The following is a 23,391-nucleotide window of genomic DNA, read 5'->3' as shown; positions in this document are numbered from 1 at the left end:
GGGCCTAGGCGATGCGGACGCCCTCGAGCGGTTCGACGGCGCCGAGCGCGTCGAGGACGAAGGCGTAGTCCCACGCCCGGTCCTTCCACCCCTCGTAGCGGCCCGAGGCGCCGCCGTGCCCGCCGTCCATCTCGATCTTCATGACGATCGGCTCGTGGCCCGTCGTCGTCTCGCGGAGCTTCTGCACCCACTTGGCCGGCTCCACGTAGAGGACGCGGGTGTCGTTGAAGCTCGTCACGGCGGCGATCCGCGGATACGGCACCGCGGCGATATTCTCGTAGGGCGAGTAGGACTTCATGTACTCGTAGACCTCGCGGTCCTCGATGGGGTTTCCCCATTCCTCCCACTCGAGTGCGGACAGCGGCAGCTCCGGATCCAGGATCGACGTGAGCGCGTCGACGAAGGGCACCTGTGCGAGCACGGCCCGGTAGAGCTGCGGGGCGAGGTTCACGACGGCTCCCATGAGCAGGCCGCCGGCCGATCCGCCCATGGCGGCGACGCGGTCGGGTGCCGCCCAGCCGCGGTCGATCACATGCTCGGTGACGGTGATGAAGTCCGTGAAGGAGTGCTTCTTCGCAAGCTTCTTGCCGTCGTCGTACCAGCGGCGGCCCAGCTCACCTCCACCGCGCACGTGAGCGATGACGAAGACGACGCCTCGATCCAGCACGCTGAGCCGCGGGATGCCGAAGGCGGGGTCCATGCTGATCTCGTAGCTGCCGTAGCCGTACACGAGCGCGGGGTTCGTGCCGTCCGGCTGCACGGAACGGTGGCGGATGATCGTCACCGGGATCCGCGTGCCGTCGGCCGCGGTCGCCCAGTCGCGCTCCGCGATGTACTGGGCCCGGTCGAAGTGATGAACCGTGGTCTCCTTGCGGAGTTCCAGGGCACCGCTGGCCAGGACGTAGTCGTAGACGGAGGACGGCGTCAGGAAGGATGTGTAGACCAGCCGGATGACCGGGGACTCGTATTCGGCCCCGGCGAGGGCGCATGTGTACAGAGTCTCGTCGAACTCGGGCTCGGCGGCCTCGGCCTGCGCGGGAGTGCCGAGCCCGGAGAGCGGGATGATCTGGACGCGCTCCGTGGTGTCCTTCCGGACCGAGACGATCAGGTGCGTGCGGGTCACCGCCGTCCCCTCCACCTTGACGTCGTCGCGGTGCTCCACAACGGTGCGCCACTGCTGCTCGGCGAAGGGTTTGTCGAATTCCGTGGAGGCGACGAGGGAGACCATGTTGTTCACGGCATCATCGGTCGCCGGGCCGCGATTGTGCGTCACGACGTACTGGCGTTCACCGTCCAGAGTGACGGGGTCGATGCTGTGGAGCACTCGGGCATCGCGGGACAGGAGCAGTCGTGGCTCGGCTCGCTCGTCGGTCAGGTCGACGGAGAGCGTCTCCGAGTACTCGGAGTTTCCGACGCCGATGAGCAGCTCGGTGCGGTCGGGGGAGACGTCGAATCCGGTCCACATCCCCGGATCGGCCTCTTCGAACAGCACACGGTCGTCGGCCGCGTCCGTGCCCAAGGCGTGCACCTTGATCTGGTGCGGGCGCCAGAAGTCGTCGACGACCGTGTAGTAGACACGTCGACCGTCGGGGGAGAAGACCAGCCCGTAGAACACGTTCTCCACGGTGTCGGGGAGCAGCTCGCCCGTCCGGAGGTCCTTGATGCGTAGCGTGAAGCGTTCGTCGCCGGCATTGTCGACGGCATAGGCCAGCAGGTTCCCGTCCTCGGAGACGGCCATGCCCCCGAGAGAGAAGAACGGCTGGCCCTGCGCCTCGACATTTCCGTCGAGGAGGATCTGCTCGCCCTCGAACGGTTCCCCGGGCGTGATGGTCGGTGGAGTCCAATCGGCTGCCAGGTCTTCAGTGTCATGCGCGGCGACCCGGCAATGCACCGGGTACTGCTGGCCTTCTTCCGTGCGGACGAAGTACCACCAGCCCCGCTTGCGCGACGGGACCGACAGATCGGTCTCCTCGGTGCGCGCCTTGATCTCTTCGAAGATCGCCTCTCGGAGCGGCTGCTGGTCGGCCGTCACGGCTTCGGCGTAGGCATTCTCCGCCTCCAGGTGCGCGACCACCTCGGCATCCTCTTTCTCACGGAGCCACTCGTAGTCGTCGACGAACGTGTCGCCGTGATGCGTTCGTTCCACCGGTGCCTTCCGCGCCACCGGCGGCGTCGGACGGTCCTGGGCGGCGGTCGCGAGCGCGGAGTTGGTCGGCGCCGGATCGGTCGGGTCTGCTGCGGCCTGGGGGGCCGCGCCTGCGGTATCGGTCATGCTCCCCATTGAACTCCACGATTCGGATCGAGCGCACGAAACATGCGCCATGTTCGCGATGGGCTGTGCCAAAAGCCCGGGGATCCGTCCGGCGTTCCCCGCCTGATCGCGATCCCGCAGTCGATCCGGGTCCGCAGTCATCAGAAGGGGATGGGGTCGGGTTCGGTCGGTGGTGTGAGGTTCAGCGTCGTTTGGGCGGTGGTGTCGGGGTGGAAGTTGCGCAGGAGTAGCCGGGCGGCTGAATCGCCCGGAATTTAGATCCGATCGCCTATTAGGAGGATTTGGATGTGCCCGAGAAGTGCTTACAATCGTCTCGGGGTCGTGCTGTGCATATGGTGACCGAGGGTTTGGAAGCCGAGAACGCCCCGTCGCGCTACACCGTGGTCAGGGACGTCGAAGCTCGGTGTCTCGACTGAGGCGCTGCGTCAGTGGTGCGAAGCCGCCGACGTCGACGCAGGTCGGGAGTGAATGTCGCGGAGGAGATCGCTGGCTTAAGCGGAAGAACGCAGAACAGAAGCGAGCGAACGGCGTCCCTCAGCCTAGGTCGGTTCCCCTCGCAGCGGAACGTGTCCGTCCCACGACGAGATGATTCCGATACATTGATTCTACCGGAGTCAGTTCGCCGCTTGAGCCCATCTGCGCGGGTATCGAATCGGTCAGAGCGTGGGTTCGTCGCCTCTCGCGGCTACCGGGCTACGAAGACCCGTCCGAAGTCCGCCCAGACGGTGCATGACGAGCTGCTTATCACGAAGCTGAAGCGGCTGCATGCGGCCGACCCTGGGGTCTACGTTTGGCATGTGAGCGTGGGCGCTCTTCTCAAATCTACGCGGGTTGGTGAGATCTATTGGCGTCGGACGAACAAGAGAACCTAGAGCTGTTCGAGCATCTGGGAGAGCAAATGTCCTTCCTGGCAGCAAGTATGCGACTCTACAGGGCCGGCAGCATTGCCGAGGCAAAGCGGTTGGCCGCGACAATTCGCGTCCTGGTGCACGATACGACCTCCAGTCGAAGCCTACTCAAGCAGATGGACGTCAAAGATAAGTTGTTTTGGATATCGTCGGGGTCGGTCGACCCCGCAAACCTGATAGCAACATTCAATCTGGCTCTTTTTGACACGAATATGCGCAGTTTCACTCCACTACCGGCCGGTTTTATTGAGGAGATCGGCGTTGCGGTCGATTTCGAAACGTGGTGGTTGGAACCTGTCATGAAAGATGTTTGGGGGGACATGTTTAGTCGTAAAGACATTATTCTCGCGCTCGCCAATAAAGAAGGCGGAGCGCACGTAGACAAGTTACAGCGGCGAATGAGGGCCCTTGCAAGGGAGGGAAGCCTTGGCCTTTCAATGGAGCCGGGCCCGGACGCCCTATGCTTCGGGGGAGCGGTCGAACTAAGTTCTGGGAGACCGGTTGAACCCGCTATCCCGTCTGATGGCCTGGTCGTTGCGTCGCCTTTGCCAGCCTCGGCGGCAACCATTACAACAGAAATTTACAATACGCTTACCAATCAGTGGCCCAGACTCCATCCGGATGGCAAGGATTGGGATCTGCCGGCGCGGGAGGAATAGCGTCGGTGCCGCTCGGTGCCAGTTCATGGATGCGAGCCGCAAAGCACCGAGGAAAATGCCGCAATGGAGCGCCGAGAACGACTTTGTGACCGGCCGATCGCGGGCGGGTGTGGATAGTGTCGTTATTGTCCCAGCAGACGCCCGAGTTTCGACGATTGCCTGTCGCTCGCGGTTTCGTCGCCAACTTGACTTGCAGAATGTCCCGCCTGCGGATACTAGTACGCAGTGTGTACGACTATTGGCGTCTAATGCACCATCTTTCGATGGCGCTGGGTCTTCGAGGCGATCCGCTGTGGTGCGCTTCAAAACCTTCGGTTCAACGTGATTGGTCCCAAGGGGAAACGGCTAGGTTTATGGCTATGGCGACCAACACGTGGGCCGGGTCGGACACCTCTTTGGGTATGCCCGGGTCTAGATTCCAGTCCAGCAGGCAGAGGCGCGGGCCGAGGCTCTGGTCGACACCGCTTGCGTGCGGATGTTAATCGGAGTTTTCGCGCATTTCGAGCGAGATCTGATCCGCAGGCCACCTCGGCCGTCTCCACCACAACCCGTGCTACGGCGACAACGCGGCCTCCCAACGGTCCAGTTGATCCGCCGCATGCGGCGAGCCCGAGGCCTGGGGGCCAATGTCTACGGTAGCGGTGACGTCCCATATGGCATTGTCTGAGGTGGCAGCGGAGACGGCATGGGCTGGGGTAGGACCAGGCCTGGTCCCGCGGACCGATCCGCTACAAACCGGTCGGCACCAGATGCTGGCCGAGCATCGAAACAGGCAGCGCGCGCCGGCACGGCAGCAGGCGAGGCGCCCGCGGTCCCTGCTGGCACCTCGCCTGCCCCGCTCACTCCGCCGCTGAAATCCATACCCCTCCTCGCCCCGCACCGCCCTCCACGCCCGGGACGACATCCCGCCTGTGCACGACCAAGACCCTCAACAGCCCTGTGGAGGAGAAGTCGCTGGAGGCCGAATTGAATCCATGGGCCGAAGGTCCCTGCGTAGGAGTGTCCTCCGGCCCACACCGCCCTGTGGTGTTGACCACTCGGCTCGGTCCGCATATCCTGAACGAACGGTCAGTAAATAATCCGACCGCCATCGAACGTACGACGAGTGAGGTCACCATGGCTGAGCACACCAGCACGCAGGCCGGCGACGGCGGGCGCCTGCAGGCGGTCCTGTCGCCCGAGGACGAGGCAGGCCAGGCGCGCTTCGACGAGATCATCGCGCAGGACTCCCGGATCGAGCCGCGTGACTGGATGCCGGAGGGCTACCGCAAGACGCTGACCCGGCAGGTGTCCCAGCACGCGCACTCCGAGATCATCGGCATGCAGCCGGAGGCCAACTGGATCACACGCGCACCGAGCCTGAAGCGCAAGGCCATCCTCATGGCCAAGGTCCAGGACGAGGCGGGCCACGGCCTCTACCTCTACTCGGCCGCCGAGACCCTCGGCACGCCGCGCCACGTGCTCAACGAGCAGCTCCTGACGGGCCGCGCCAAGTACTCCTCGATCTTCAACTATCCGGCCCGCACCTGGGCCGATATGGGGGCGATCGGCTGGCTGGTCGACGGCGCCGCCATCGCCAACCAGGTGCCGCTGTGCCGCGCCTCCTACGGCCCCTACGGCCGCGCCATGGTGCGCATCTGCAAGGAGGAGTCCTTCCACCAGCGTCAGGGATTCGAGATCCTGCTGGAGCTCTCCCGCGGCACGGCGGAGCAGAAGAAGATGGCGCAGGACGCCGTGAACCGCTTCTACGAGCCCTCCCTGATGATGTTCGGCCCGCCGGACGCCGACTCCCCGAACTCCAAGCAGTCCATGGCCTGGAACATCAAGCGCTTCTCGAACGACGACCTGCGCCAGCGGTTCGTCGGCATGATCGTGGAGCAGGCGAAGGTCCTGGGCCTCACCCTGCCGGATCCGGACCTGCGCTTCGACGAGGAGTCCGGCAAGTGGATCCACCAGGACCTGAACTGGGACGAGTTCAAGGCGGTCCTCGCCGGCAACGGCCCCTGCAACGCCCAGCGCCTGCAGCGCCGCCGCGAGGCTCACGAGGACGGCGCCTGGGTGCGCGAAGCAGCAGCCGCCTACGCGGCGAAGACCAATGAGAAGGCGGCCTGATCCGATGACCGACACCACCATCTGGCCCCTCTGGGAGGTCTTCGTCCGCTCGTCGCGCGGGCTCTCCCACGTCCACGCCGGCTCCCTGCACGCTCCGGACCAGGAGATGGCCCTGCGCAACGCGCGGGACCTCTACACGCGCCGCAACGAGGGCGTCTCCATCTGGGTGGTCCGCTCAGAGGACATCATCGCCTCCGATCCCGGCGCGAAAGACCAGTTCTTCGAGTCGCCCAAGGGCAAGGACTACCGCCACGCCACGTACTACACGAAGAGCGAAGGGGTGAAGCACCTGTGAGCAGCCGCGAGACCGCCGATCTGGACGAGTTCCAGAGCTTCGGCGACATCACCGCCTCGGCCACGCGCGTCACCCCCGGCAACGCCCTCCGACCGGAGGACATCGCCGTCCAGGGCGAGCCGCCGTCGTCCGAGGCCGTCGCCGAGTACGCACTGTGGCTGGGCGACGACGCCCTGATCCTGGCCCAGCGGCTCTCCTGGTGGATCTCCCGCGCCCCGGAGATCGAGGAGGACATCGCGCTCGGCAACATCGCGCTGGACCAGCTCGGCCATGCGCGTTCCTTCCTCACCTACGCCGGCAAGTTCTGGGGCAAGACCGAGGACGATCTGGCCTACTGGCGCGAGGAGGATGAGTTCCGCTCCAGCCATCTCGTGGAGCAGCCCAACGGCGACTTCGGCGTGACCATCGCCCGCCAGCTGTTCGTCTCCGTCTACCAGGACCTGCTGTACCAGCGGCTGGCCGAGTCCACGGACTCCACCATCGCCGCCATCGCGGCCAAGGCCGTCAAGGAGGTCGACTACCACCGCGACCACGCCGTGCAGTGGACCCTGCGGCTCGGCCGCGGCACCGACGAGTCGGCCGCTCGGATCCGCCGTGCCATCGAGGACCTGTGGCCGTACGTCGGCGAGCTCTTCGACGACCAGCCGTACACGGACCGGGGACTGCAGGACGACGTCGTGGCCACCGGCGTGGGCGTCGCGCCGTCGACGCTGCGCGCCGCGTGGGACGAGCAGATCGCAGCGGTCCTGGCCGAGGCCGGGCTCGAGGTCCCGCAGGTGCCGTTCGCCATGGGCGGCGGCCGCCGCGGCGAGCACTCCGAGCACCTGGGCTACCTGCTGGCCGAGATGCAGGTCCTGGCCCGTAAGCATCCCGGCGCCGGCTGGTAGCCGGCAGCAGGCCGGGCGCCGCACAGAGAGCGAGAGACGAGGTGAACATGGTGGCCACCACAGCGCATCAGATGGACGTGGCGGAGCTGCGGCGGATCGCGGCCCAGGTGACGGATCCGGAGATCCCGGTGCTGAGCATCGAGGACCTGGGCATCCTCCGCGACGTCGCGGTGGACCCGGACGGGACCGTCGCCGTGACCATCACCCCCACCTACTCCGGCTGCCCCGCGATGGAGACCATCCGCGTGGACCTGGAGAAGGTGTTCGCGGCCCGCGGGATCGCGTCGCGGATCGAGCTGGTGCTCTCCCCGGCCTGGAGCACGGACTGGATGACGGAGGAGGGCAAGGCGAAGCTGGCCGAGTACGGCATCGCCCCGCCCACCGGCACCGGCCACCGCGGCCGCGTCACCGTCGGCCTGACCGTCAAGTGCCCGCGGTGCCACTCGCTGAAGACCAAGGAACTCTCCCGCTTCGGCTCCACGTCCTGCAAGGCGCTCTACCAGTGCCTGGACTGCCTGGAGCCATTCGACTACTTCAAGGTGCTCTCATGACTGAAACCACTGCGGCCGCAGGCGCCGCCATGCCCGCGCCGGACGGGGAGCCGGGTTCGACGCCGGCCGGTCAGGACGGTGCGGCGCCCCGCCGTCGCGCGTCCTTCCACCCCCTGGAGGTCGCCGGCGTGCGCCGGCTGACCGCCGAGGCGATCGAGGTGACGTTCGCGGTGCCGGCCGGCCTCGAGGGCGAGTTCGACTACCTGCCGGGCCAGTACGTGGCCCTGCGCAAGGAGCTGCCCGACGCCGAGGGCAACGTGCACGAGGTGCGGCGCAGCTACTCGATCTGCGCCGAGCCGACGCCCGGCGAGATCCGGGTGGCCATCAAGCGGGACCTCGGCGGCATCTTCTCCACGTGGGCCAACGAGGAGCTCGCCGCCGGCGACCGGATCGACGTGATGAGCCCGGCGGGCGCGTTCGTCTCGAAGAAGATCACGGGCCTGAACGATCCGGCGTCGATCGACACGGACACCGAGCACAACTTCGTCGCCGTCGCGGCCGGTTCCGGCATCACGCCCGTCATCGCGATCGCGCGCACCGTCCTGGCCGCCAACGAGAACACGCGCTTCGACCTGGTCTATGCGAACCGGGCGTCCGCGGACGTCATGTTCCTCGAGGAGCTGGCGGACCTCAAGGACCGGTACCCGTCCCGCTTCGCCCTGCACCACGTGCTCTCCCGGGAGCAGCGGATCTCCCCGCTGCTCTCCGGCCGGATCGACTCCGAGAAGCTGACGCGACTGCTCGAGAACGTCATCCGTGCCGAGGAGGTCGACGAGTGGTTCCTCTGCGGGCCGTTCGAGCTGGTGCAGCTGGCCCGCGACACCCTGGCGCGCCGGGGCGTGGACGCGGACCGGATCCGGTTCGAGCTGTTCACCACCGGCCAGCCGCAGAAGCCAGAGGGGCACATCGGGCGCGCGGTCCAGGCCGACGAGGACGGAGAGAACTACAAGATCGAGTTCCGCCTCGACGGGCTGTCCGGAGAGGTCCAGTCGCCCGTCGCCGCCGGCGAGACGATCCTCAATGCGGCCCTGCGGGCCCGTCCGGACGTCCCGTTCGCGTGCGCCGGCGGCGTGTGCGGCACGTGCCGCGCCAAGCTGACGGGCGGCACCGTGAAGATGGCGGAGAACTATGCGCTCGAGCCGGACGAGATCGATGCCGGCTACGTCCTGACCTGCCAGTCCCGCCCCACCAGCGACGCGGTCTCCGTCGACTTCGACGCCTGATCCGCGTCCCTTCCCCGACTGACCGAATCCAGCCGAACCCATCCGCCCCAGCGGCCCCGAGGAGCATCGTGATCGACCTGAACATCGCCGACGGCATCGCCGAGGTGGCCCTGAACGCCCCCGAGAAGATGAACTCCTTGGACGAGGCGGCGCTCGCCGAGCTCGCCGGCGCCTACGGCGAGGCCGCGGCGGCGGCAGAGGCCGGCACCGTGCGGGCCCTGGTGCTGCGCGGCGAGGGACGGGGCTTCTGCGCGGGCCGGGACATCTCCGGCGTGGTGCCGGCGGACGACGACGTGATCGGCTACCTGGGCGGCCGCGTCCAGCCGTTGCTGCAGCAGATGAGCGTCTTCCCCGCGCCGACCTTCGCGGCCGTGCAGGGCGCCTGCCTGGGCGTCGGGCTCGGCCTGGCGATCGCCACCGACGTCGTCTACGTCGCGGAGAACGCCAAGATCGGCTCGCCGTTCGCGAATCTCGGGGCCACGCTGGACTCCGGCGGGCACTATCTCTTCACCGAGCGGTTGGGCGCGCACCGCACGCTGGACCTGATCTACACGGCCGAGCTGATCTCCGGCGCGGAGGCCGTCCGCTCGGGACTGTTCAGCCGGTCCCTGCCGGCCGAGGAAGTCCTCGACTTCACGCGGACGACGGCGGCGCGGGTCGCCCTGGGTGCCACCGGCGCCTTCCGCGCCTCCAAGGAGCTCGTGGCCCAGGTCCGCGACCAGCGGCTGGGGCTGTGGGAGTCGATGGCCCGGGAGAACCAGGCCCAGGCGGACCTCTGCGCCTCGGAGGACTACGCCGAGGGGTTCAGCGCCTTCCAGGAGAAGCGGAAGCCGGAGTTCCGCGGTCGCTGAAAGGGCGCGGGCCTCTCAGCGGTGCTCGCGGGCCGGTTCGTCCGCCGTCGTGCGCGGTCTCTTCTGCCAGGGCCAGCGCCCGGTGATCTCGAGCTCCAGCGAGAAGCTCAGGAACGTTCGGACCAGGACGATGATCGCCAGGACGCCCACGGAATCGTAGGTCGGCTCGATCGCGACCGTGCGGATGATGTCCGCAGCCACGAGGAGCTCCAGGCCCAGCAGGATCGAGCGACCGAGTCGCCGCCGGTACGCGTGGTAGACACCGTCGCGATCGTCCCTGCGCAGCAGTGCGCCGAGCGCCGTCGCCGAGGCGACGACGACGCCGACGATGATCGCCGCCACGCCGGCGACGTCGACGGCCTTGCCGACGGTCTCCATGACCTCCTGGAAGTCCATACCCGCTCCATCCCCTCGAATCCCGGTGGTGCCTGTCCTCCTGGCCCGTACCTCCTGGCCTGGCTTGGTCCCCGGCCATGGGCGGCCGGGCGGTGAGCCCGGCGACGGCGTACATTTGACGCTGCAGGCCGGAGCGTCGGCCGCACGGTCCATGGCGGTCCCGAGGGCGACACTAGCCACTGCGTGGCCCTGACGGTACTGCCGGCAGGAATACGGCATCGGCCGGGCCCGCGCGCAGCGGTCCGGCAGGCCGCGAAGCTGGCGCGGACCGACGACGGGCGCAAAGGGACCGAGGACGGGCGCAACGGGACCGAGGACGAGGGACGGACGGTGGATCGAGTGAGCGACGAGAGAGCTACGAGCGACGAGAAGGCGGGCGGGCCCGCTCCCAAGCGCAGCGAGGTCGTGGACGGCTTCACCATCAAGTACCACGCCAACGGCACCACTCGCTGGTCCAAGGGCCGCGTCGAGGACGGCCAGCCCACGGGCTACTGGGAGTGGTACCGCGTGGATGGGACGCTCAAGCGCTCGGGGCATTTCGAGGCCGGCGAGCCCGTGGGGGAGTGGATCACCTACGACCAGGCGGGCCAGCCCTACAAGACCACCCACCGCGGCTGAGCGGCCGGTGGAGCAGCATCCGTTGGAGCAGCATCCGGAGGAGGAGCTCACCGTCGGCCAGCTCGCCGAGCGCAGCGGCCTGGCGGTCTCCGCCCTGCACTTCTACGAGCGCAAGGGGCTCATCCACAGCCGACGCACCGCCGGAAACCAGCGGCGCTACCCGCGGTCTGTGCTGCGCCGCGTCGCCGTGATCCGTGCGGCGCAGCGGGCGGGCATCCCCCTGGCGACCGTCGCGGCGGCCCTGGAGCATCTGCCCCGGGACGGGGTGCCCAGCCAGGAGGACTGGCAGCGGATGTCCAGCGCATGGCGGGACGTGATCGAGGACCGGATCGTCCGGCTGACCCACCTGCGGGACCGGCTGGACGGCTGCATCGGCTGCGGCTGCCTCTCGCTGACAGCGTGCCGCATGGTCAATCCGGACGACGTCCTCGGCACCGAGGGCCCCGGCGCCCCCGCCCTCGACATCTGAGCGGGGTGCGAGCCTCCAATGCGGTGTGCATTGGCTCACATCGTGACGATCTCCCTTGACCTCAACTAAAGTTGAGGTCCTAGCGTGAGTGGTGTCCGGGAGGGTTCCGGGCCGCAGCACGCGAGAACCTACGCGAAGGCGAGGGCATGACTATCACGCACCAGGAGACGGCCGCGCAGCACGCGGCGACCGGGGAGCTCTTCCGCCGGGCGTTCCGCTCCCACCCGGCCGGCATCGCCATCGTCACGGCCATGGCCCCGGAGGGGGACGACGGCGCCGCGGCGGGCCCCGTCGGCATCACCGCCTCGTCGGTGGCCTCGGTGGCCGTCGACCCCGCAGTGCTCTCGTTCTCCGTCTCGGGCGGGCGGTCGGCGCAGCGGCTCCTCGAGGCCGAGCACGTCGTGGTCCACCTCATGGCCGCCGAGCAGCTCGACGCCGTCCGGGCCTTCTCCACGCCGGGCGCCGAGCGTTTCGCCCAGGGCACCTGGTACCGCGCGGCCGACGGCGACCCCGTGCTCGTGGACGCTCCCTGGGCGCTGCGCTGCCGGCTCCTCGAGCGCCTGCCGATCGGTGGATCGGTCCTGGTGGCGGCCGAGGTCGTCGAGGTCCTGGAGGGCCCGGGGGAGGGCACTCCGCTCATCTACCGAGACCGTTCGTTCCATACCGCAACGTCACTGTGACTTGCAGTGACTATGTGGCAGTCTGGGACGTGGCTACGCGGTCGACGGCGCCTGAAGGGCTGCTGGGCGATTCCGCAGAGCACGGTCTGAAGTGAAGCTGAGCGCCGGAGTCCTGTTGACGTGTCCCTCGGGGCGCGGCCACCGTGGGGCCGAGGCGCGTGAGACGTCACGAGCGTGCATCCTGCACGCGAACCAACGAAAGGAAGTGGCATGACTGCCAAGTACACCCTGCCGGAGTTGAACTACGACTACGCCGCCCTCGAGCCGCACATCTCGGCGCGGATCATGGAGCTGCACCACTCCAAGCACCACAACGCCTACGTCACCGGCGCGAACACCGCGCTGGAGAAGATGGCCGAGGCCCGTGGCAACGGCGACGCCGCCGCTGCCGCGAAGCTCTCCAAGGACCTGCAGTTCAACCTGGGTGGCCACATCAACCACTCGATCTTCTGGAACAACCTCTCCCCGGAGGGGGGCGACAAGCCGACCGGCGAGCTGGCTGCGGCGATCGACGAGTTCTTCGGCTCGTTCGACGGCTTCGTGGGCCACTTCACCGGTGCGGCGACCACCATCCAGGGCTCCGGCTGGGCGATCCTCGCCTACGAGCCCATCGGTGGCAACCTGGTGATCGAGCAGATGTACGACCAGCAGAACGGCGTCCCGGTGGCCACCACCCCGCTGCTCATGCTGGACATGTGGGAGCACGCCTTCTACCTCGACTACCAGAACGTCAAGGCCGACTACGTCAAGGCCTTCTGGAACATCGTGAACTGGGCCGACGTCTCGGCCCGCTTCGAGGCGGCCCGCGCCGGCGCCCCGAAGCTCATCACCCTCGGCTCCTAGCCGGTCCGCCCGCCGGCAGTCTCAAGGCGGGATCAACAAGACAGTGCGACGCCGCCCGGTTCTCCGGGCGGCGTCGTTCTGTCCGGCCGCCGTCCCGCGGACGCACAGGTAGAATCCGACCACGGCCCAGCTTCCGTCGAGGTCCACAGCCTAGAGTCCGTCTCAGACGCCTCGAAAGACGGTCCGCCGCCGCGGACCGCCCGTACTGCAGGTCCGGAGCACAGCCTCGACGAAGAGGAGTACAGATGAACTCGAACCCGGCCAGTACCGAGCTCACGGCCGAGACCGCCCCCGACGGCGTACCGCTGCGCCGCAGCGAGGACCTGGACGAGGGGCTCGGCGAGCTCGAGGACGCCCCGGCCATCCCGTCGGACGGCTCGCGAGTCTTCGCCGGACGCCGGCTTCCCCGCCAGAGCGAGGTCCTCGAGGAGCAGGGCCTCGCGTTCGACGTCGACACCCTCCTCCAGCGCCGCGGTCTCCTGCGCGTGCTCGGCCTGGGCGCGCTCGCGGCCGGGCTCGCCGCCTGCTCGCCCGCCCCGGCCGAGGAGGGCGTCACGGCCGCGCGAGGCGCGGGCAGCGTGCCCGAGATCCCCGACGAGACCTCGGGACCCTACCCCGCGGACGGCTCCAACGGTCCGGACGCCCTGACCCAGAGCGGGGTGGTCCGCTCGGACATCAGGAGCAGCTACGGGGAGGCGTCCGGGACCGCCGAGGGCGTGCTGTTGGACCTGGAGCTGCAGATCGTGGACATCGCCGCCGGCGACGCGCCGTTCGCGGGCGCTGCGGTGTACGTCTGGCAGGCGGACCGGGCCGGGAACTACTCGATGTACTCGGCCGAGGCCGCCGAGCAGAACTATCTGCGCGGGGTGCAGATCGCCGACGACGCCGGCCGGGTCCGGTTCCGGACGATCTTCCCCGGCTGCTACGCGGGCCGCTGGCCCCACATCCACTTCGAGGTCTACCCGGACCAGAGCTCGATCGTCTCCGCGGACAACGCCATCGCCGTCAGCCAGGTCGCCTTCCCGGAGGACGCGTGCGACGAGGCCTACGCCGCAGCCGGTTACGAGCCCTCCCGGCGCAACCTGGAGAACGTGCGTCTGGGCTCCGACCTGGTCTTCGGCGATGACGGCGGCGAGCGCCAGCTGGCCGAGGTGACGCGGCAGGGCACGGGATTCGTCGCCCGCCTGACGGTCGGGGTGGACACCCGCACCGAGGCGCACTCGGGCTGGGTCATGGGCTCGGGCCCGGGGACCAGCGGGGCGATGCCCGGCCGCCCCTGACCCGGCCGCCCCTGACCCGGCGGCCGGGCATCGCCAGCGGTGCTGCTCACACCCGCCGCCGGGGAGTGCTCACTCCGGAACGCGCGTGGCGCGGACGATGACGTCGTGCAGGACCCGGGTCTGGCCGTCCGGCCGGGGGAACTCGCGCGTGTTCTCCTTGGCCGTCTCCACGGACCACAGGGCCGGATCCAGCACGGCCACCATGTCGGCCAGCGTCACCGTCGCCTCCTCGGGCGGCTCGAATCCGTCGTCGCCGCCGTGTCCGTCCGTTCCCTCCGAGCCGTGCGCCTGCGCACCGTGGTCGCCGGATCGGGGTGACGTGTGTGCGTGCCCGTGTTCGTCCGGCCCGTGTTCGTCCGGCCCGTGTTCGTCCGGTCCGTGTTCGTGCGTGTGCGCGTCGTCCCCGGAGCCGTGCGTGTGCAGGTGGCCGACGAGCAGGAGTGTTCCGCCCGGGGCGACCCAGCGGGCGAGGCGACGGTAGAACTCCAGCTGCGGCATGGCCGGATGCGCGTAGTGCGTGGTGACCAGGTCCCAGTGCTCGGCGGGGCGCCACTGGCTCAGGTCTGTCTCGAGCCAGGTGGTGCGGTCCTCGACCCCGGCCGCCCGGGCCCGCTCGGCGGCGGACGCCAGCGCCGCCGACGAGATGTCCGCACCGGTGACCCGCCACCCCAGGGACGCGAGGTGGACGGCCTCCGCTCCGGTCCCGCATCCGGCGTCGAGCGCGGTTCCCGGTGCCAGGCCCCGGACCTCCTCGGCGAGGTAGGGGTTGGGCGGGGTGTCGGGCCCGGTGTCACGGGGATCGGCCTGCTCCCAGTGCTCCTCCCAGTACGCCTTGTCGAAGGCGTGCTCCTCGCTGCCGTGAGAAGGTCGGCCGCCGCCGGTGCCGCGCGGCGGCCCGTCGCTGCGATGGGCCGCGCGCCCGTCCGTGTGCTGAGTCGGTCCGGTTCGGTGCTGGTGCTCTGGGTTCTCCACAGGACCAGTCTGCCCCTCGGGCGGGCGCCGCGGAAGCCGTCCGCGCCGGATGCGCTCAGCGCGTATCGACGTCCTCGAAGATCAGGAAGGTCTGGGTGTCCAGCACGCCGGGCATGGACTGCAGCTGGTCGAAGATCACGTGCCGCAGCTCCGCGTTGTTCTGCGCCCGGACCAGCAGGATGACGTCGAAATTTCCGCCGACCAGGCCGATGTGGTGGACCTGCTTGATGGCGGTGAGCCGCTCGCGCATCTCCCGCCAGGAGTGCTGCCGCAGCTTCAGCGTCACGTAGGCCGAGGCCTGCAGACCGGCCTTCACGGGGTCGATCAGCGCGGTGTAGCGCAGGATGACGCCCTCGTCCTGGAGCCGGTTGATGCGGGAGTACGCATGGGCGCGGGAGATGTGGCATTTCTGCGCGATCGCCGTCACGGACTGGCGGGCGTCCCGGCGGAGCTCGGCCATGATCCTCTCGTCCGTCGCGTCCAGCTGCACGGGTGGGCTCTGCACAGCGCTCCTCCTCTCCGGTCCAGGACCGTCCAAACCGCTCGCTGTAGCGCGCGTCACGATGACAATTCGTCTTCAAGGATAGGCGATCTGTTCTCACTTTTCTGCTGCATGGGAGAAATCGGGATACGGACCGTCGCTGTGCGGCCATACTTGTTCACAACACTGCAACAACTGTGAGCTGAGCCATAGGGGGCACGATGAGCACGTCGACTGACGGCGAGAGCGCGGTGGCGCTCGACGAGACCGCCCGCCGCTTCGGGATCACGCTGGAGGACTACCTCCTGCCGACGCACGGGTCCATCCGCATCCTCGCCGAGAACGGCGAGATCCGGCCCGTGGAGGAGCAGGGCACCGCGCCCGGCCACGAGTACCCGATGCCGGAGCTGGAGGACCTCAAGGACGCGTACGAGGCCCTGGTGGTGGGCCGCCGCGTCAACGACCAGAACTCGGCGCTGGTGCGCCAGGGCCGCATGGCCGTCTACCCGTCGAGCCACGGCCAGGAGGCCTGCCAGGTCGCCGCGGCCCTGTGCCTCGGCGAGGACGACTGGATGTTCCCCACCTACCGCGACTCCGTGGCGGTCATGACCAAGGGCGTGGACCCGGTGGAGACGATGACGCTCTTCCGTGGCGACTGGCACGGCGGGTACGACCCCACCGAGTACAAGGTCGGCATCCAGTGCACCCCGCTCACCACGCAGCTGCTGCACGCCGTCGGCGTCGCCCACGCCGCGAAGCTCCGCGGCGAGGACACGGTGGTCCTGGCCATGTGCGGCGACGGCGCGACGAGCGAGGGCGACTTCCACGAGGCCCTGAACTTCGCGGCCGTGTTCAAGCTGCCCGTGGTCTTCTTCGTCCAGAACAACCAGTACGCGATCTCCGTCCCGCTGGCCCACCAGACCGCCGCGCCGTCGCTCGCCCACAAGGCCGTGGGCTACGGCATGGCCGGCGAGCGCGTGGACGGCAACGACCTGGTGGCCCTGCTGGCCGTCCTCCGCCGGGCTGTCCGCCTGGCCCGGGACGGCTCCGGCCCGCTGCTGGTGGAGGCGCACACGTACCGCATGCAGGCCCATACCAACGCCGACGACGCCACCCGCTACCGGCAGGACACCGAGGTCCAGGAGTGGATGGCCAAGGACCCGGTCACCCGCATGCGGGCCTACCTCGCGGGCCAGGGCGCCCTGGACGACGGCGAGGAGGAGCGGATCGCCGCGTCCGCCGAGTCCGTGGCCTCCGCCCTGCGCGACGGCTTGAACGAGGAGGTCGCCCCGGACCCGCAGGACCTCTTCCGCTACGTCTTCACCGAACCCACCCCGCAACTGCGCGAGCAGTCCGCGCTCCTCGCCGACGAGCTGGCGCGGACCGCCGCCGATTCCTCCGAGGAGGCAGCCCGATGACCGTCACCACCTCTTCGGACGCCAACGGCAACGTCAGCACCGCGACGGCCCAGGCCGCCCGCGAATCGGCGCAGGAGACCGAGCGCCGGGTGCGCCCGGCCGCGCCCGTGACGTTCGCCAAGGCCCTCAACACGGCGCTGGCCGACGCGATGGAGGCGAGCGACGACGTCGTGCTCTTCGGCGAGGACATCGGCACCCTCGGCGGCGTCTTCCGCATCACCGACGGCCTGACGGCGCGCTTCGGCGAGCACCGCTGCTTCGACACGCCGCTGGCGGAGTCGGGCATCGTGGGGATGGCCGTGGGCATGGCGATGAACGGCATGCGCCCGGTGGTCGAGATGCAGTTCGACGCCTTCGCCTACCCGGCGCTGGAGCAGATCTTCAGCCACGTCGCCAAGATGCACAACCGCACCCGGGGGGCCGTGCGCCTCCCGATGGTCGTGCGCATCCCCTACGCCGGCGGCATCGGCGGCGTGGAGCACCACTGCGACTCCTCGGAGAGCTACTACGCCCACACGCCGGGGCTCAAGGTCTACGCGCCGGCGACGGTCGCGGACGCCTACCGGATGCTGCGCGAGGCGATCGACTCCGACGATCCCGTGGTCTTCCTGGAGCCCAAGAAGCTGTACTGGTCCAAGGACGCCGCGGACCTGGACGCGCTGCGCGCGGAGTACGACGCCGGCGGGTCGCCCGCCGCGGACGGCGACGGCCCGGGCGCCCGGCGGGAGGCGCAGCGGACGGAGGGGCGCGCCGTCGTGGCCCGCGAGGGCACCGACGCGACGCTCATCGCCTACGGCCCGTCCGTGCCCACGGCGCTGGCCGCCGCCGAGGCTGCCGCAGCCGAGGGCCGCAGCCTGGAGGTGGTCGACGTCCGCACCATCGTCCCGCTGGACGACGAGACCATCTGCGCCTCCGTGCGCCGCACCGGACGCGCCGTGGTCATCGCGGAGACGCCGGGCTTCGCCTCGGTGGCCAGCGAGATCACCGCCCGGGTGCAGGAGCGCTGCTTCCACTCGCTCGCCGCGCCCGTGCTGCGCGTGACCGGGTTCGACGTCCCCTACCCGGCACCGAAGCTGGAGGAGTACTTCCTGCCCAGCGTGGACCGCATCCTCGACGCCGTCGACGACCTGCAATGGGAGGCATAGCCATGGCCGTGAAGACCTTTCTGCTCCCCGATCTGGGGGAGGGCCTGACCGAGGCCGACCTGCTCGGCTGGCACGTCGCGGTCGGCGACACCGTGGTGGTGGACCAGTCGATCGCCGAGGTGGAGACCGCCAAGTCGTCAGTGGAGGTGCCCTGCCCGTTCGCCGGCGTGGTGCGCGAGCTCCACGGCGAGCCCGGCCAGACGCTCGACGTCGGGAAGCCGCTGATCAGCGTCGAGCTCGCCGGATCCCAGCCGGATGGCGGGACCCCCGACGGAGCCGGCGCCTCCAGCGGTGCCGGTTCGCCGGCCGGACCCGGGACCGAGGGCGCCCAGCCGTACCTCGAGGAGGAGCTCGCGGGGGTCGCCGCCCCGTCCGGGGAGGCCGACCCGAAGCGCGCGAACGCCGCCGCGGCCACGGAAGCCCCGGCCGAGGCGGAGGACTCCGGCTCCGGCAACGTCCTGATCGGCTACGGCACACCCGGCGGACAGGGCGCACGCCGCCGGACCCGCCTGCCCAAGGCCTACCGCGGCGGAGATCCCCGGCCCCTGCCGGCCGGGCCGGGACACCCGTCCACCACGGGCAGCATCCCCCCGGTCGGGGTGGAGGTCCGAGGCGATGCCCAGGCCGGAGGCGGCGGCGCATCGGCGGCCGAGCCCGGGCTGGCGCCGCGCGTCATCAACCCGATCGTGCGCCGGCTCGCCCGCGAGCACCGGCTCGACCTCGCCTCCCTGGCGGGGACGGGGCCGGAGGGCCTGATCCTCCGCACCGACGTGGAGGCGGCCATCGCAGGCGGCTCGCCCGCGGCCGACAGCACGGACACCAGCGCGGCCGGCACCGGCGCGGGCGCCTCGGCGGCGGGTGCCGGGGAGCCGGGCGACGGCGTCGTACGCGACGCCAGGACCGGCCTGCCGATCGCCGCGCGGACCCCGGTCAAGGGGGTGCGCAAGACGATCGCGCAGGCGATGACGCGCTCGCGCACCGAGATCCCCGAGGCCACCGTGTGGGTGGACGTCGACGCGACCGCGCTCGTGGAGCTGCGCGCGTCGCTGAAGTCGACGCCGGGCGGGGCGCCGGGTCTGCTGGCCCTGATCGCGCGGTTCGCGCTCGCCGGCCTGGCGCGCTTCCCGGAGCTGAACGCCCGTGTGGAGCGCACCCAGGACGAGCGCGGGCAGGAGGCCCAGGAGCTGGTGCAGTTCGACGGCGTGAACCTCGGCTTCGCCGCGCAGACGGACCGCGGCCTGGTGGTGCCGAGCGTCGAGGGCGCGCACCACCTGAGTGCCCGCCAGCTCGACGCCGAGCTGCGCCGCCTCACCGAGGTGGCGCGCGAGGGCAAGTGCACGCCGGCCGAGCTGACGCGTGGCACGTTCACGCTGAACAACTACGGGGTCTTCGGGGTGGACGGCTCCGCCGCCATCATCAACTACCCGGAGGCGGCGATCCTCGGCGTCGGACGGATCGTGGACAAGCCGTGGGTGGTGGACGGCCAGCTCGCCGTCCGCAAGGTCACCGAGCTGACCCTGGCGTTCGACCACCGGGTCTGCGACGGCGGCGTCGCCGGCGGATTCCTCCGCTACGTCGCGGATGCGATCGAGAACCCGGGCACGGTCCTCGCGGACCTGTAGGACCTGTAGGGCCTGTAGGACCTGGAGGGCCTGTCGGACGCGCAGGACCGAGTGGGCCGGGCCGATGGGGGCAGCGCCGCCGTCGGCAGCGCCGGCATGCCGGGCCGGTGGGCGGTGGCGCCCATCGGCCCCGGTGCCACCATGTTGCATAATGGGGGTGTGCGCCGGTTTCTCAAGGCCGCGGCTCTATGGACCCTGGGGATGCCCCCATCCTTGGAGATACGCTTCCGCGAAACGCCGGCCGCCTCCGCACCGGTTCGACGTTTGGAAGAGAAGCATGCCTGAACGCATCACCCCCTTCGCGGTCCTCTCGCCCGAGAAGCCCGGGGACAAAGCGAGGAAGCGCCGTACCGTGGGTCGGCCGGCGGTGATCGACGCGGAGGCGACCGCGGCCTGCGCGCTGCGGCTCTTCGACGAGCGGGGCTACGACCTCGTCACGATGGACCAGATCTCCAAGGAGGCGGGCATTGGGCGCAAGAGTCTGTACCGCTACTTCACCTCCAAGGCCGACCTCGTGTGGGGCGGCCGCCAGCCGATCGCCGTCGCCAACGAGTCGAAGCTCGACGCCCACGGCATCGAGACCGAGGCCCAGGCGCTGGAGCGCCTCCGGGACTACGCCCGGACCAAGATCGCGGCCGAGGACCGGGACGTCATGCGCATCCGCATGCGGCTGACGGCCAACCACCCCGAGCTCGCCGGACACGCCTACAAGTACCTCATGGAGCGCGGCTCGGACGTCGCCGAGTTCCTCTCCGAGGCGGGCCTGCCGAGCAACCGCTCCGTCTATCTGGCGTCGGCGTTCGTCGCCGTCCTCCAGGCCGCCTGGACCACGTGGGCGCTCTCCGGCGAGGAGTCCCCGGAGCCCTTCATCGAGGACGCGCTCAACGTCATCATGAAGTAGGGGCGCGGCCATGCCGCAGTCCCAGCACGGCTCCGCGCCGGCGCGCCCGTTCGACCTGGAGCGGATCGGCGCCGGACTCACCTTCGCCGAGGCCCTGCCCGCATTGCGGGCGACGCTGGCCGCGCCGGGTTCGGCCGCCGTCGTGCAGGCTCCGCCTGGGACGGGCAAGACCACGCTGGTGCCCCCGGCCGTGGCCAACGAGATCCTCGGGGCCGCGGGTCCCGGAGGGCCGTCGGCCGGACGCGTCGTCGTCACGCAGCCCCGCCGCGTGGCCGCCCGCGCCGCCGCCCGCCGGCTCGCCCACCTGACGGGGACCCGACTCGGCGACCGGGTCGGCTACGCCGTCCGCGGGGAGCGCCGCGCCGGGCCGGAGACCCTGGTGGAGTTCGTGACGCCGGGGCTGCTGCTGCGCCGGCTGCTGAGCGACCCGGGGCTCGAGGGCGTCGCCGCGGTGGTGGTGGACGAGGTCCACGAGCGCGCGCTCGACACCGACCTGCTCCTCGGCCTCTTGGGCGAGGTCCGGCTGCTGCGCGAGGACCTCACCCTGGTGGCGATGTCGGCGACGGTGGACGCGCCCCGTTTCGCAGCGCTCCTGGGCGGCGGAGACTCATCCCACCGAGACCCGGCCCACCGAGACCCGGCCCACGGAGGTGCGGCCCACGAAGGTGCGGCCCACGCGGACCCGGCCGAGGGAGGCCCCGCCCCGGTGGTGGACTGCCCGTCGGCGCTCCATCCGCGGCGGACCCACTGGGCGCCGCCGCCGGGCCCACGCCTCGACGACCGCGGCGTCACCCGGGGGTTCCTGGAGCATGTGGCCCGCACGGCCGTGGAGGCCCACGCCCGCGCGCTCGCCGCGGACCCCGGGGTCGATGCCCTGGTCTTCCTGCCCGGTGCCCGCGAGGTCGACGCCGTGGTGCGGCGGGCCCGTGAGCTCCTCGCCGGTGCCCGGGAGGCCGTGGAGGTGCTGCCCCTGCACGGCCAGATCCCGGCGGAGGACCAGGACCGGGCCGTCGGCGGCCGGGCCCCGGGCGGCCCCGCCCGGATCGTGGTCTCCACGTCGCTGGCGGAGTCCTCCCTGACGGTGCCGGGCGTGCGGCTCGTCGTGGACTCCGGCCTCGCCCGCGAGCCCCGCCGCGACGCCGCGCGCGGCATGGCCGGCCTGGTCACGGTGCAGGCCTCGCGCGCCTCCTGCGAGCAACGGGCCGGCCGCTCGGCCCGCCAGGGGCCCGGCACCGTGGTGCGCTGCTTCGACGAGAAGTCCTTCGCCGCCGCGTCGCCGGACGTCACCCCGGAGATCGCCTCCAGCGATCTCACCGGCGCGGCCCTGACGCTCGCGTGCTGGGGCTCCCCCGGCGGGGAGGGGCTACGCCTGCCGGACCCGCCGCCCGCGGTGGCGATGGCGGACGCGGTGCGCGTGCTGCACGGCCTCGGCGCGGTGGACGACGCCGGCCACGCCACCGCGCTGGGCCGCCGCCTGGCCGAGGTGCCCGCGGACCCGCGCCTCGCCCGCGCGCTGTACGACGGCGCCGCGGTCCTCGGTGCCCGCGGTGCCGCGGAGATCGTGGCGCTCCTCGCCGGGGACTCCCGCGCACCCGGCGCGGACCTTCCGCGGCTGCTCGACCGCCTGGAACGCGAGGGGCGGAACGGGGCAGGGCGGAGCGGGGACGGGCGGGCCGGGGAGGCCCAGCGCTGGCGCCAGGAGGTCCGGCGGCTCGAGGCACTGGCGGGCACGGAGGTCGGCTCGGGCACGGAGGCCGTCTCGGGCACGGAGCGCGGCCTGGACCTGCCGGAGGGCTGGCGGGTGGACCGCCACGACCGCACCGGCTTCGTCGTCGCACTGGCGCACCCCGAGTGGGTGGCCCGGCGCGTGGGGCAGGCGGGCACCTACCAGTTCGCCTCCGGCACCCGGGCGGCCCTGCCCGCGGACAGTCAACTCTCCGGGCACGAGTGGCTGGCCGTCGCCGAGGTCTCCCGCGCCGCCGGCCGGGCGGCCGCGGGAACCGGCGCCGTCATCCGGGCCGCCGCGCCGCTGGGGCTCGAGGCCGCCGAGGTCGCGGCCGGGCACCTGTTGACCGACCGCGTGGAGGCGGAGTTCCACGCCGACGGGCGGATCCGCGCCCGGAGGCAGCGGCGCCTCGGCGCGATCGTCCTGTCCTCCACGCCGGTCGCGCCGCGGCCGGCGGAGGGCCGGGCCGCCGTCGAACGCGCCCTCGAGGCCCAGGGACTGGGCGTGATCGGGTTCTCCGCCGCGGCGGAGGCCCTGCGCCGGAGGATGGCCCTGCTGCACCGCGAGCTCGGCGCCCCGTGGCCGGACGTCTCGGAGACGGCCCTGCTGGGGCGGCTGGAGGAATGGCTGGCCCCGGAGATCGACCGGCTGGCCGCTGGCACCCCGGCGGGGCGGATCGACCTGGCGGACCCGCTGCGCCGCCTGCTGCCGTGGCCGGCCGCCGCGCGGCTCGACGAGCTGGCGCCCGAGCGGCTGGAGGTGCCGAGCGGCTCGCGCGCGAGGATCGAGTACCCGGACCCGGCGGACGCCGCGGCCCGGCCGGTGGTGGCCGTGAAGCTCCAGGAGTGCTTCGGCTGGGCGGACACGCCGCGGCTGGCCGACGGGCGCGTGCCCGTGCTGTTCCATCTGCTCTCGCCGGCGGGCCGGCCCCTGGCGGTCACGGACGATCTGGCGTCCTTCTGGGCCGGTCCGTACGCGCAGGTCCGCGCCGAGATGCGGGGCCGCTACCCGAAGCACCCGTGGCCGGAGGACCCGTGGACCGCCCCGGCGACCGCGAGGACCAAGAACCGGATGTAGAGCGG

21 protein-coding genes are annotated in these 23,391 nt (G+C 70.8%); 17 read left to right on the top strand and 4 right to left on the bottom strand.

Features of this window, described 5'->3' with window-relative positions; genetic code table 11:
* Nucleotides 1-4: 4 nt before the first annotated feature.
* The gene (locus ABD784_RS07785) at nucleotides 5-2,272 is read right to left on the bottom strand and encodes a S9 family peptidase (protein ID WP_344882449.1); all 2,268 of its coding nucleotides are present in this window, start codon (nucleotides 2,270-2,272) and stop codon (nucleotides 5-7) included.
* A gap of 898 nt (nucleotides 2,273-3,170) precedes the next feature.
* Between ABD784_RS07785 and ABD784_RS07780 the strand changes: the two genes are divergently transcribed.
* The 7 genes from ABD784_RS07780 (at nucleotide 3,171) to ABD784_RS07750 (ending at nucleotide 9,758) form a co-directional block, all read left to right on the top strand.
* Nucleotides 3,171-3,839, top strand: coding sequence for a hypothetical protein (locus ABD784_RS07780; RefSeq protein WP_344882446.1), 669 nt, complete (start codon nucleotides 3,171-3,173; stop codon nucleotides 3,837-3,839).
* A gap of 1,116 nt (nucleotides 3,840-4,955) precedes the next feature.
* Nucleotides 4,956-5,951: a 1,2-phenylacetyl-CoA epoxidase subunit PaaA gene (gene paaA / locus ABD784_RS07775; RefSeq protein WP_344882443.1), complete on the top strand. Its 996-nt coding sequence runs from the start codon at nucleotides 4,956-4,958 to the stop codon at nucleotides 5,949-5,951.
* Between the two features lie 4 nt (nucleotides 5,952-5,955).
* The gene (gene paaB / locus ABD784_RS07770) at nucleotides 5,956-6,246 is read left to right on the top strand and encodes a 1,2-phenylacetyl-CoA epoxidase subunit PaaB (protein WP_344882440.1); all 291 of its coding nucleotides are present in this window, start codon (nucleotides 5,956-5,958) and stop codon (nucleotides 6,244-6,246) included.
* Complete coding sequence (gene paaC, locus ABD784_RS07765) at nucleotides 6,243-7,133, top strand: 1,2-phenylacetyl-CoA epoxidase subunit PaaC (RefSeq protein WP_344882438.1); 891 nt, start codon at nucleotides 6,243-6,245, stop codon at nucleotides 7,131-7,133. Before paaB ends, paaC begins: the two co-directional genes overlap by 4 nt.
* A gap of 47 nt (nucleotides 7,134-7,180) precedes the next feature.
* A complete protein-coding gene (paaD, locus tag ABD784_RS07760) occupies nucleotides 7,181-7,684 on the top strand; it encodes a 1,2-phenylacetyl-CoA epoxidase subunit PaaD (protein WP_344882435.1) in 504 nt (167 codons plus the stop codon).
* 29 nt (nucleotides 7,685-7,713) lie between these two features.
* Complete coding sequence (gene paaE / locus ABD784_RS07755; RefSeq protein WP_344883475.1) at nucleotides 7,714-8,907, top strand: 1,2-phenylacetyl-CoA epoxidase subunit PaaE; 1,194 nt, start codon at nucleotides 7,714-7,716, stop codon at nucleotides 8,905-8,907.
* Nucleotides 8,908-8,975: 68 nt separating this feature from the next.
* Nucleotides 8,976-9,758, top strand: coding sequence for an enoyl-CoA hydratase/isomerase family protein (locus ABD784_RS07750; RefSeq protein ID WP_344882431.1), 783 nt, complete (start codon nucleotides 8,976-8,978; stop codon nucleotides 9,756-9,758).
* A 15-nt stretch (nucleotides 9,759-9,773) separates the two neighbouring features.
* Here ABD784_RS07750 and ABD784_RS07745 read toward each other — a convergent pair whose 3' ends face one another.
* Complete coding sequence (locus ABD784_RS07745; protein WP_344882428.1) at nucleotides 9,774-10,154, bottom strand: DUF1622 domain-containing protein; 381 nt, start codon at nucleotides 10,152-10,154, stop codon at nucleotides 9,774-9,776.
* 183 nt (nucleotides 10,155-10,337) lie between these two features.
* Here ABD784_RS07745 and ABD784_RS07740 point away from each other — a divergent pair, with 183 nt between their 5' ends.
* The 5 genes from ABD784_RS07740 (at nucleotide 10,338) to ABD784_RS07720 (ending at nucleotide 14,044) form a co-directional block, all read left to right on the top strand.
* Nucleotides 10,338-10,772, top strand: a complete 435-nt coding sequence (locus tag ABD784_RS07740; protein WP_344882425.1) for a toxin-antitoxin system YwqK family antitoxin — start codon at nucleotides 10,338-10,340, stop codon at nucleotides 10,770-10,772.
* A gap of 22 nt (nucleotides 10,773-10,794) precedes the next feature.
* A complete protein-coding gene (soxR, locus tag ABD784_RS07735) occupies nucleotides 10,795-11,241 on the top strand; it encodes a redox-sensitive transcriptional activator SoxR (RefSeq protein ID WP_344882422.1) in 447 nt (148 codons plus the stop codon).
* 146 nt (nucleotides 11,242-11,387) lie between these two features.
* The gene (locus ABD784_RS07730) at nucleotides 11,388-11,921 is read left to right on the top strand and encodes a flavin reductase family protein (protein WP_344882419.1); all 534 of its coding nucleotides are present in this window, start codon (nucleotides 11,388-11,390) and stop codon (nucleotides 11,919-11,921) included.
* Between the two features lie 210 nt (nucleotides 11,922-12,131).
* On the top strand, nucleotides 12,132-12,764 hold the full coding sequence (locus ABD784_RS07725) for a superoxide dismutase (protein ID WP_344882416.1): 633 nt from the start codon (nucleotides 12,132-12,134) through the stop codon (nucleotides 12,762-12,764).
* Nucleotides 12,765-13,009: 245 nt separating this feature from the next.
* Nucleotides 13,010-14,044 carry a dioxygenase family protein gene (locus ABD784_RS07720; protein WP_344882413.1) on the top strand — a complete coding sequence of 345 codons (1,035 nt, stop codon included), beginning with the start codon at nucleotides 13,010-13,012 and terminating at the stop codon, nucleotides 14,042-14,044.
* A gap of 69 nt (nucleotides 14,045-14,113) precedes the next feature.
* Here ABD784_RS07720 and ABD784_RS07715 read toward each other — a convergent pair whose 3' ends face one another.
* Nucleotides 14,114-15,016, bottom strand: a complete 903-nt coding sequence (locus ABD784_RS07715; protein ID WP_344882411.1) for a class I SAM-dependent methyltransferase — start codon at nucleotides 15,014-15,016, stop codon at nucleotides 14,114-14,116.
* Between the two features lie 55 nt (nucleotides 15,017-15,071).
* Nucleotides 15,072-15,521, bottom strand: a complete 450-nt coding sequence (locus ABD784_RS07710) for an Lrp/AsnC family transcriptional regulator (RefSeq protein WP_344882408.1) — start codon at nucleotides 15,519-15,521, stop codon at nucleotides 15,072-15,074.
* A gap of 197 nt (nucleotides 15,522-15,718) precedes the next feature.
* Here ABD784_RS07710 and pdhA point away from each other — a divergent pair, with 197 nt between their 5' ends.
* From pdhA to ABD784_RS07685, 5 genes are all read left to right on the top strand, one after another.
* Nucleotides 15,719-16,915: a pyruvate dehydrogenase (acetyl-transferring) E1 component subunit alpha gene (pdhA, locus tag ABD784_RS07705; RefSeq protein ID WP_344882405.1), complete on the top strand. Its 1,197-nt coding sequence runs from the start codon at nucleotides 15,719-15,721 to the stop codon at nucleotides 16,913-16,915.
* A complete protein-coding gene (locus ABD784_RS07700) occupies nucleotides 16,912-18,060 on the top strand; it encodes an alpha-ketoacid dehydrogenase subunit beta (protein WP_344882402.1) in 1,149 nt (382 codons plus the stop codon). Before pdhA ends, ABD784_RS07700 begins: the two co-directional genes overlap by 4 nt.
* 2 nt (nucleotides 18,061-18,062) lie before the next feature.
* Nucleotides 18,063-19,682, top strand: a complete 1,620-nt coding sequence (locus tag ABD784_RS07695) for a dihydrolipoamide acetyltransferase family protein (RefSeq protein ID WP_344882399.1) — start codon at nucleotides 18,063-18,065, stop codon at nucleotides 19,680-19,682.
* Between the two features lie 277 nt (nucleotides 19,683-19,959).
* Complete coding sequence (locus ABD784_RS07690) at nucleotides 19,960-20,583, top strand: TetR family transcriptional regulator (RefSeq protein ID WP_344882396.1); 624 nt, start codon at nucleotides 19,960-19,962, stop codon at nucleotides 20,581-20,583.
* 10 nt (nucleotides 20,584-20,593) lie between these two features.
* The gene (locus ABD784_RS07685; protein WP_344882387.1) at nucleotides 20,594-23,386 is read left to right on the top strand and encodes an ATP-dependent RNA helicase; all 2,793 of its coding nucleotides are present in this window, start codon (nucleotides 20,594-20,596) and stop codon (nucleotides 23,384-23,386) included.
* Nucleotides 23,387-23,391: the final 5 nt, after the last annotated feature.

This window comes from Zhihengliuella alba, assembly GCF_039538765.1.
Taxonomy (GTDB): Bacteria; Actinomycetota; Actinomycetes; order Actinomycetales; family Micrococcaceae; genus Zhihengliuella; species Zhihengliuella alba.
The sequence above is the reverse complement of the archived record's forward strand: the minus strand, read 5'-3'. Positions and strand labels throughout refer to the sequence as shown.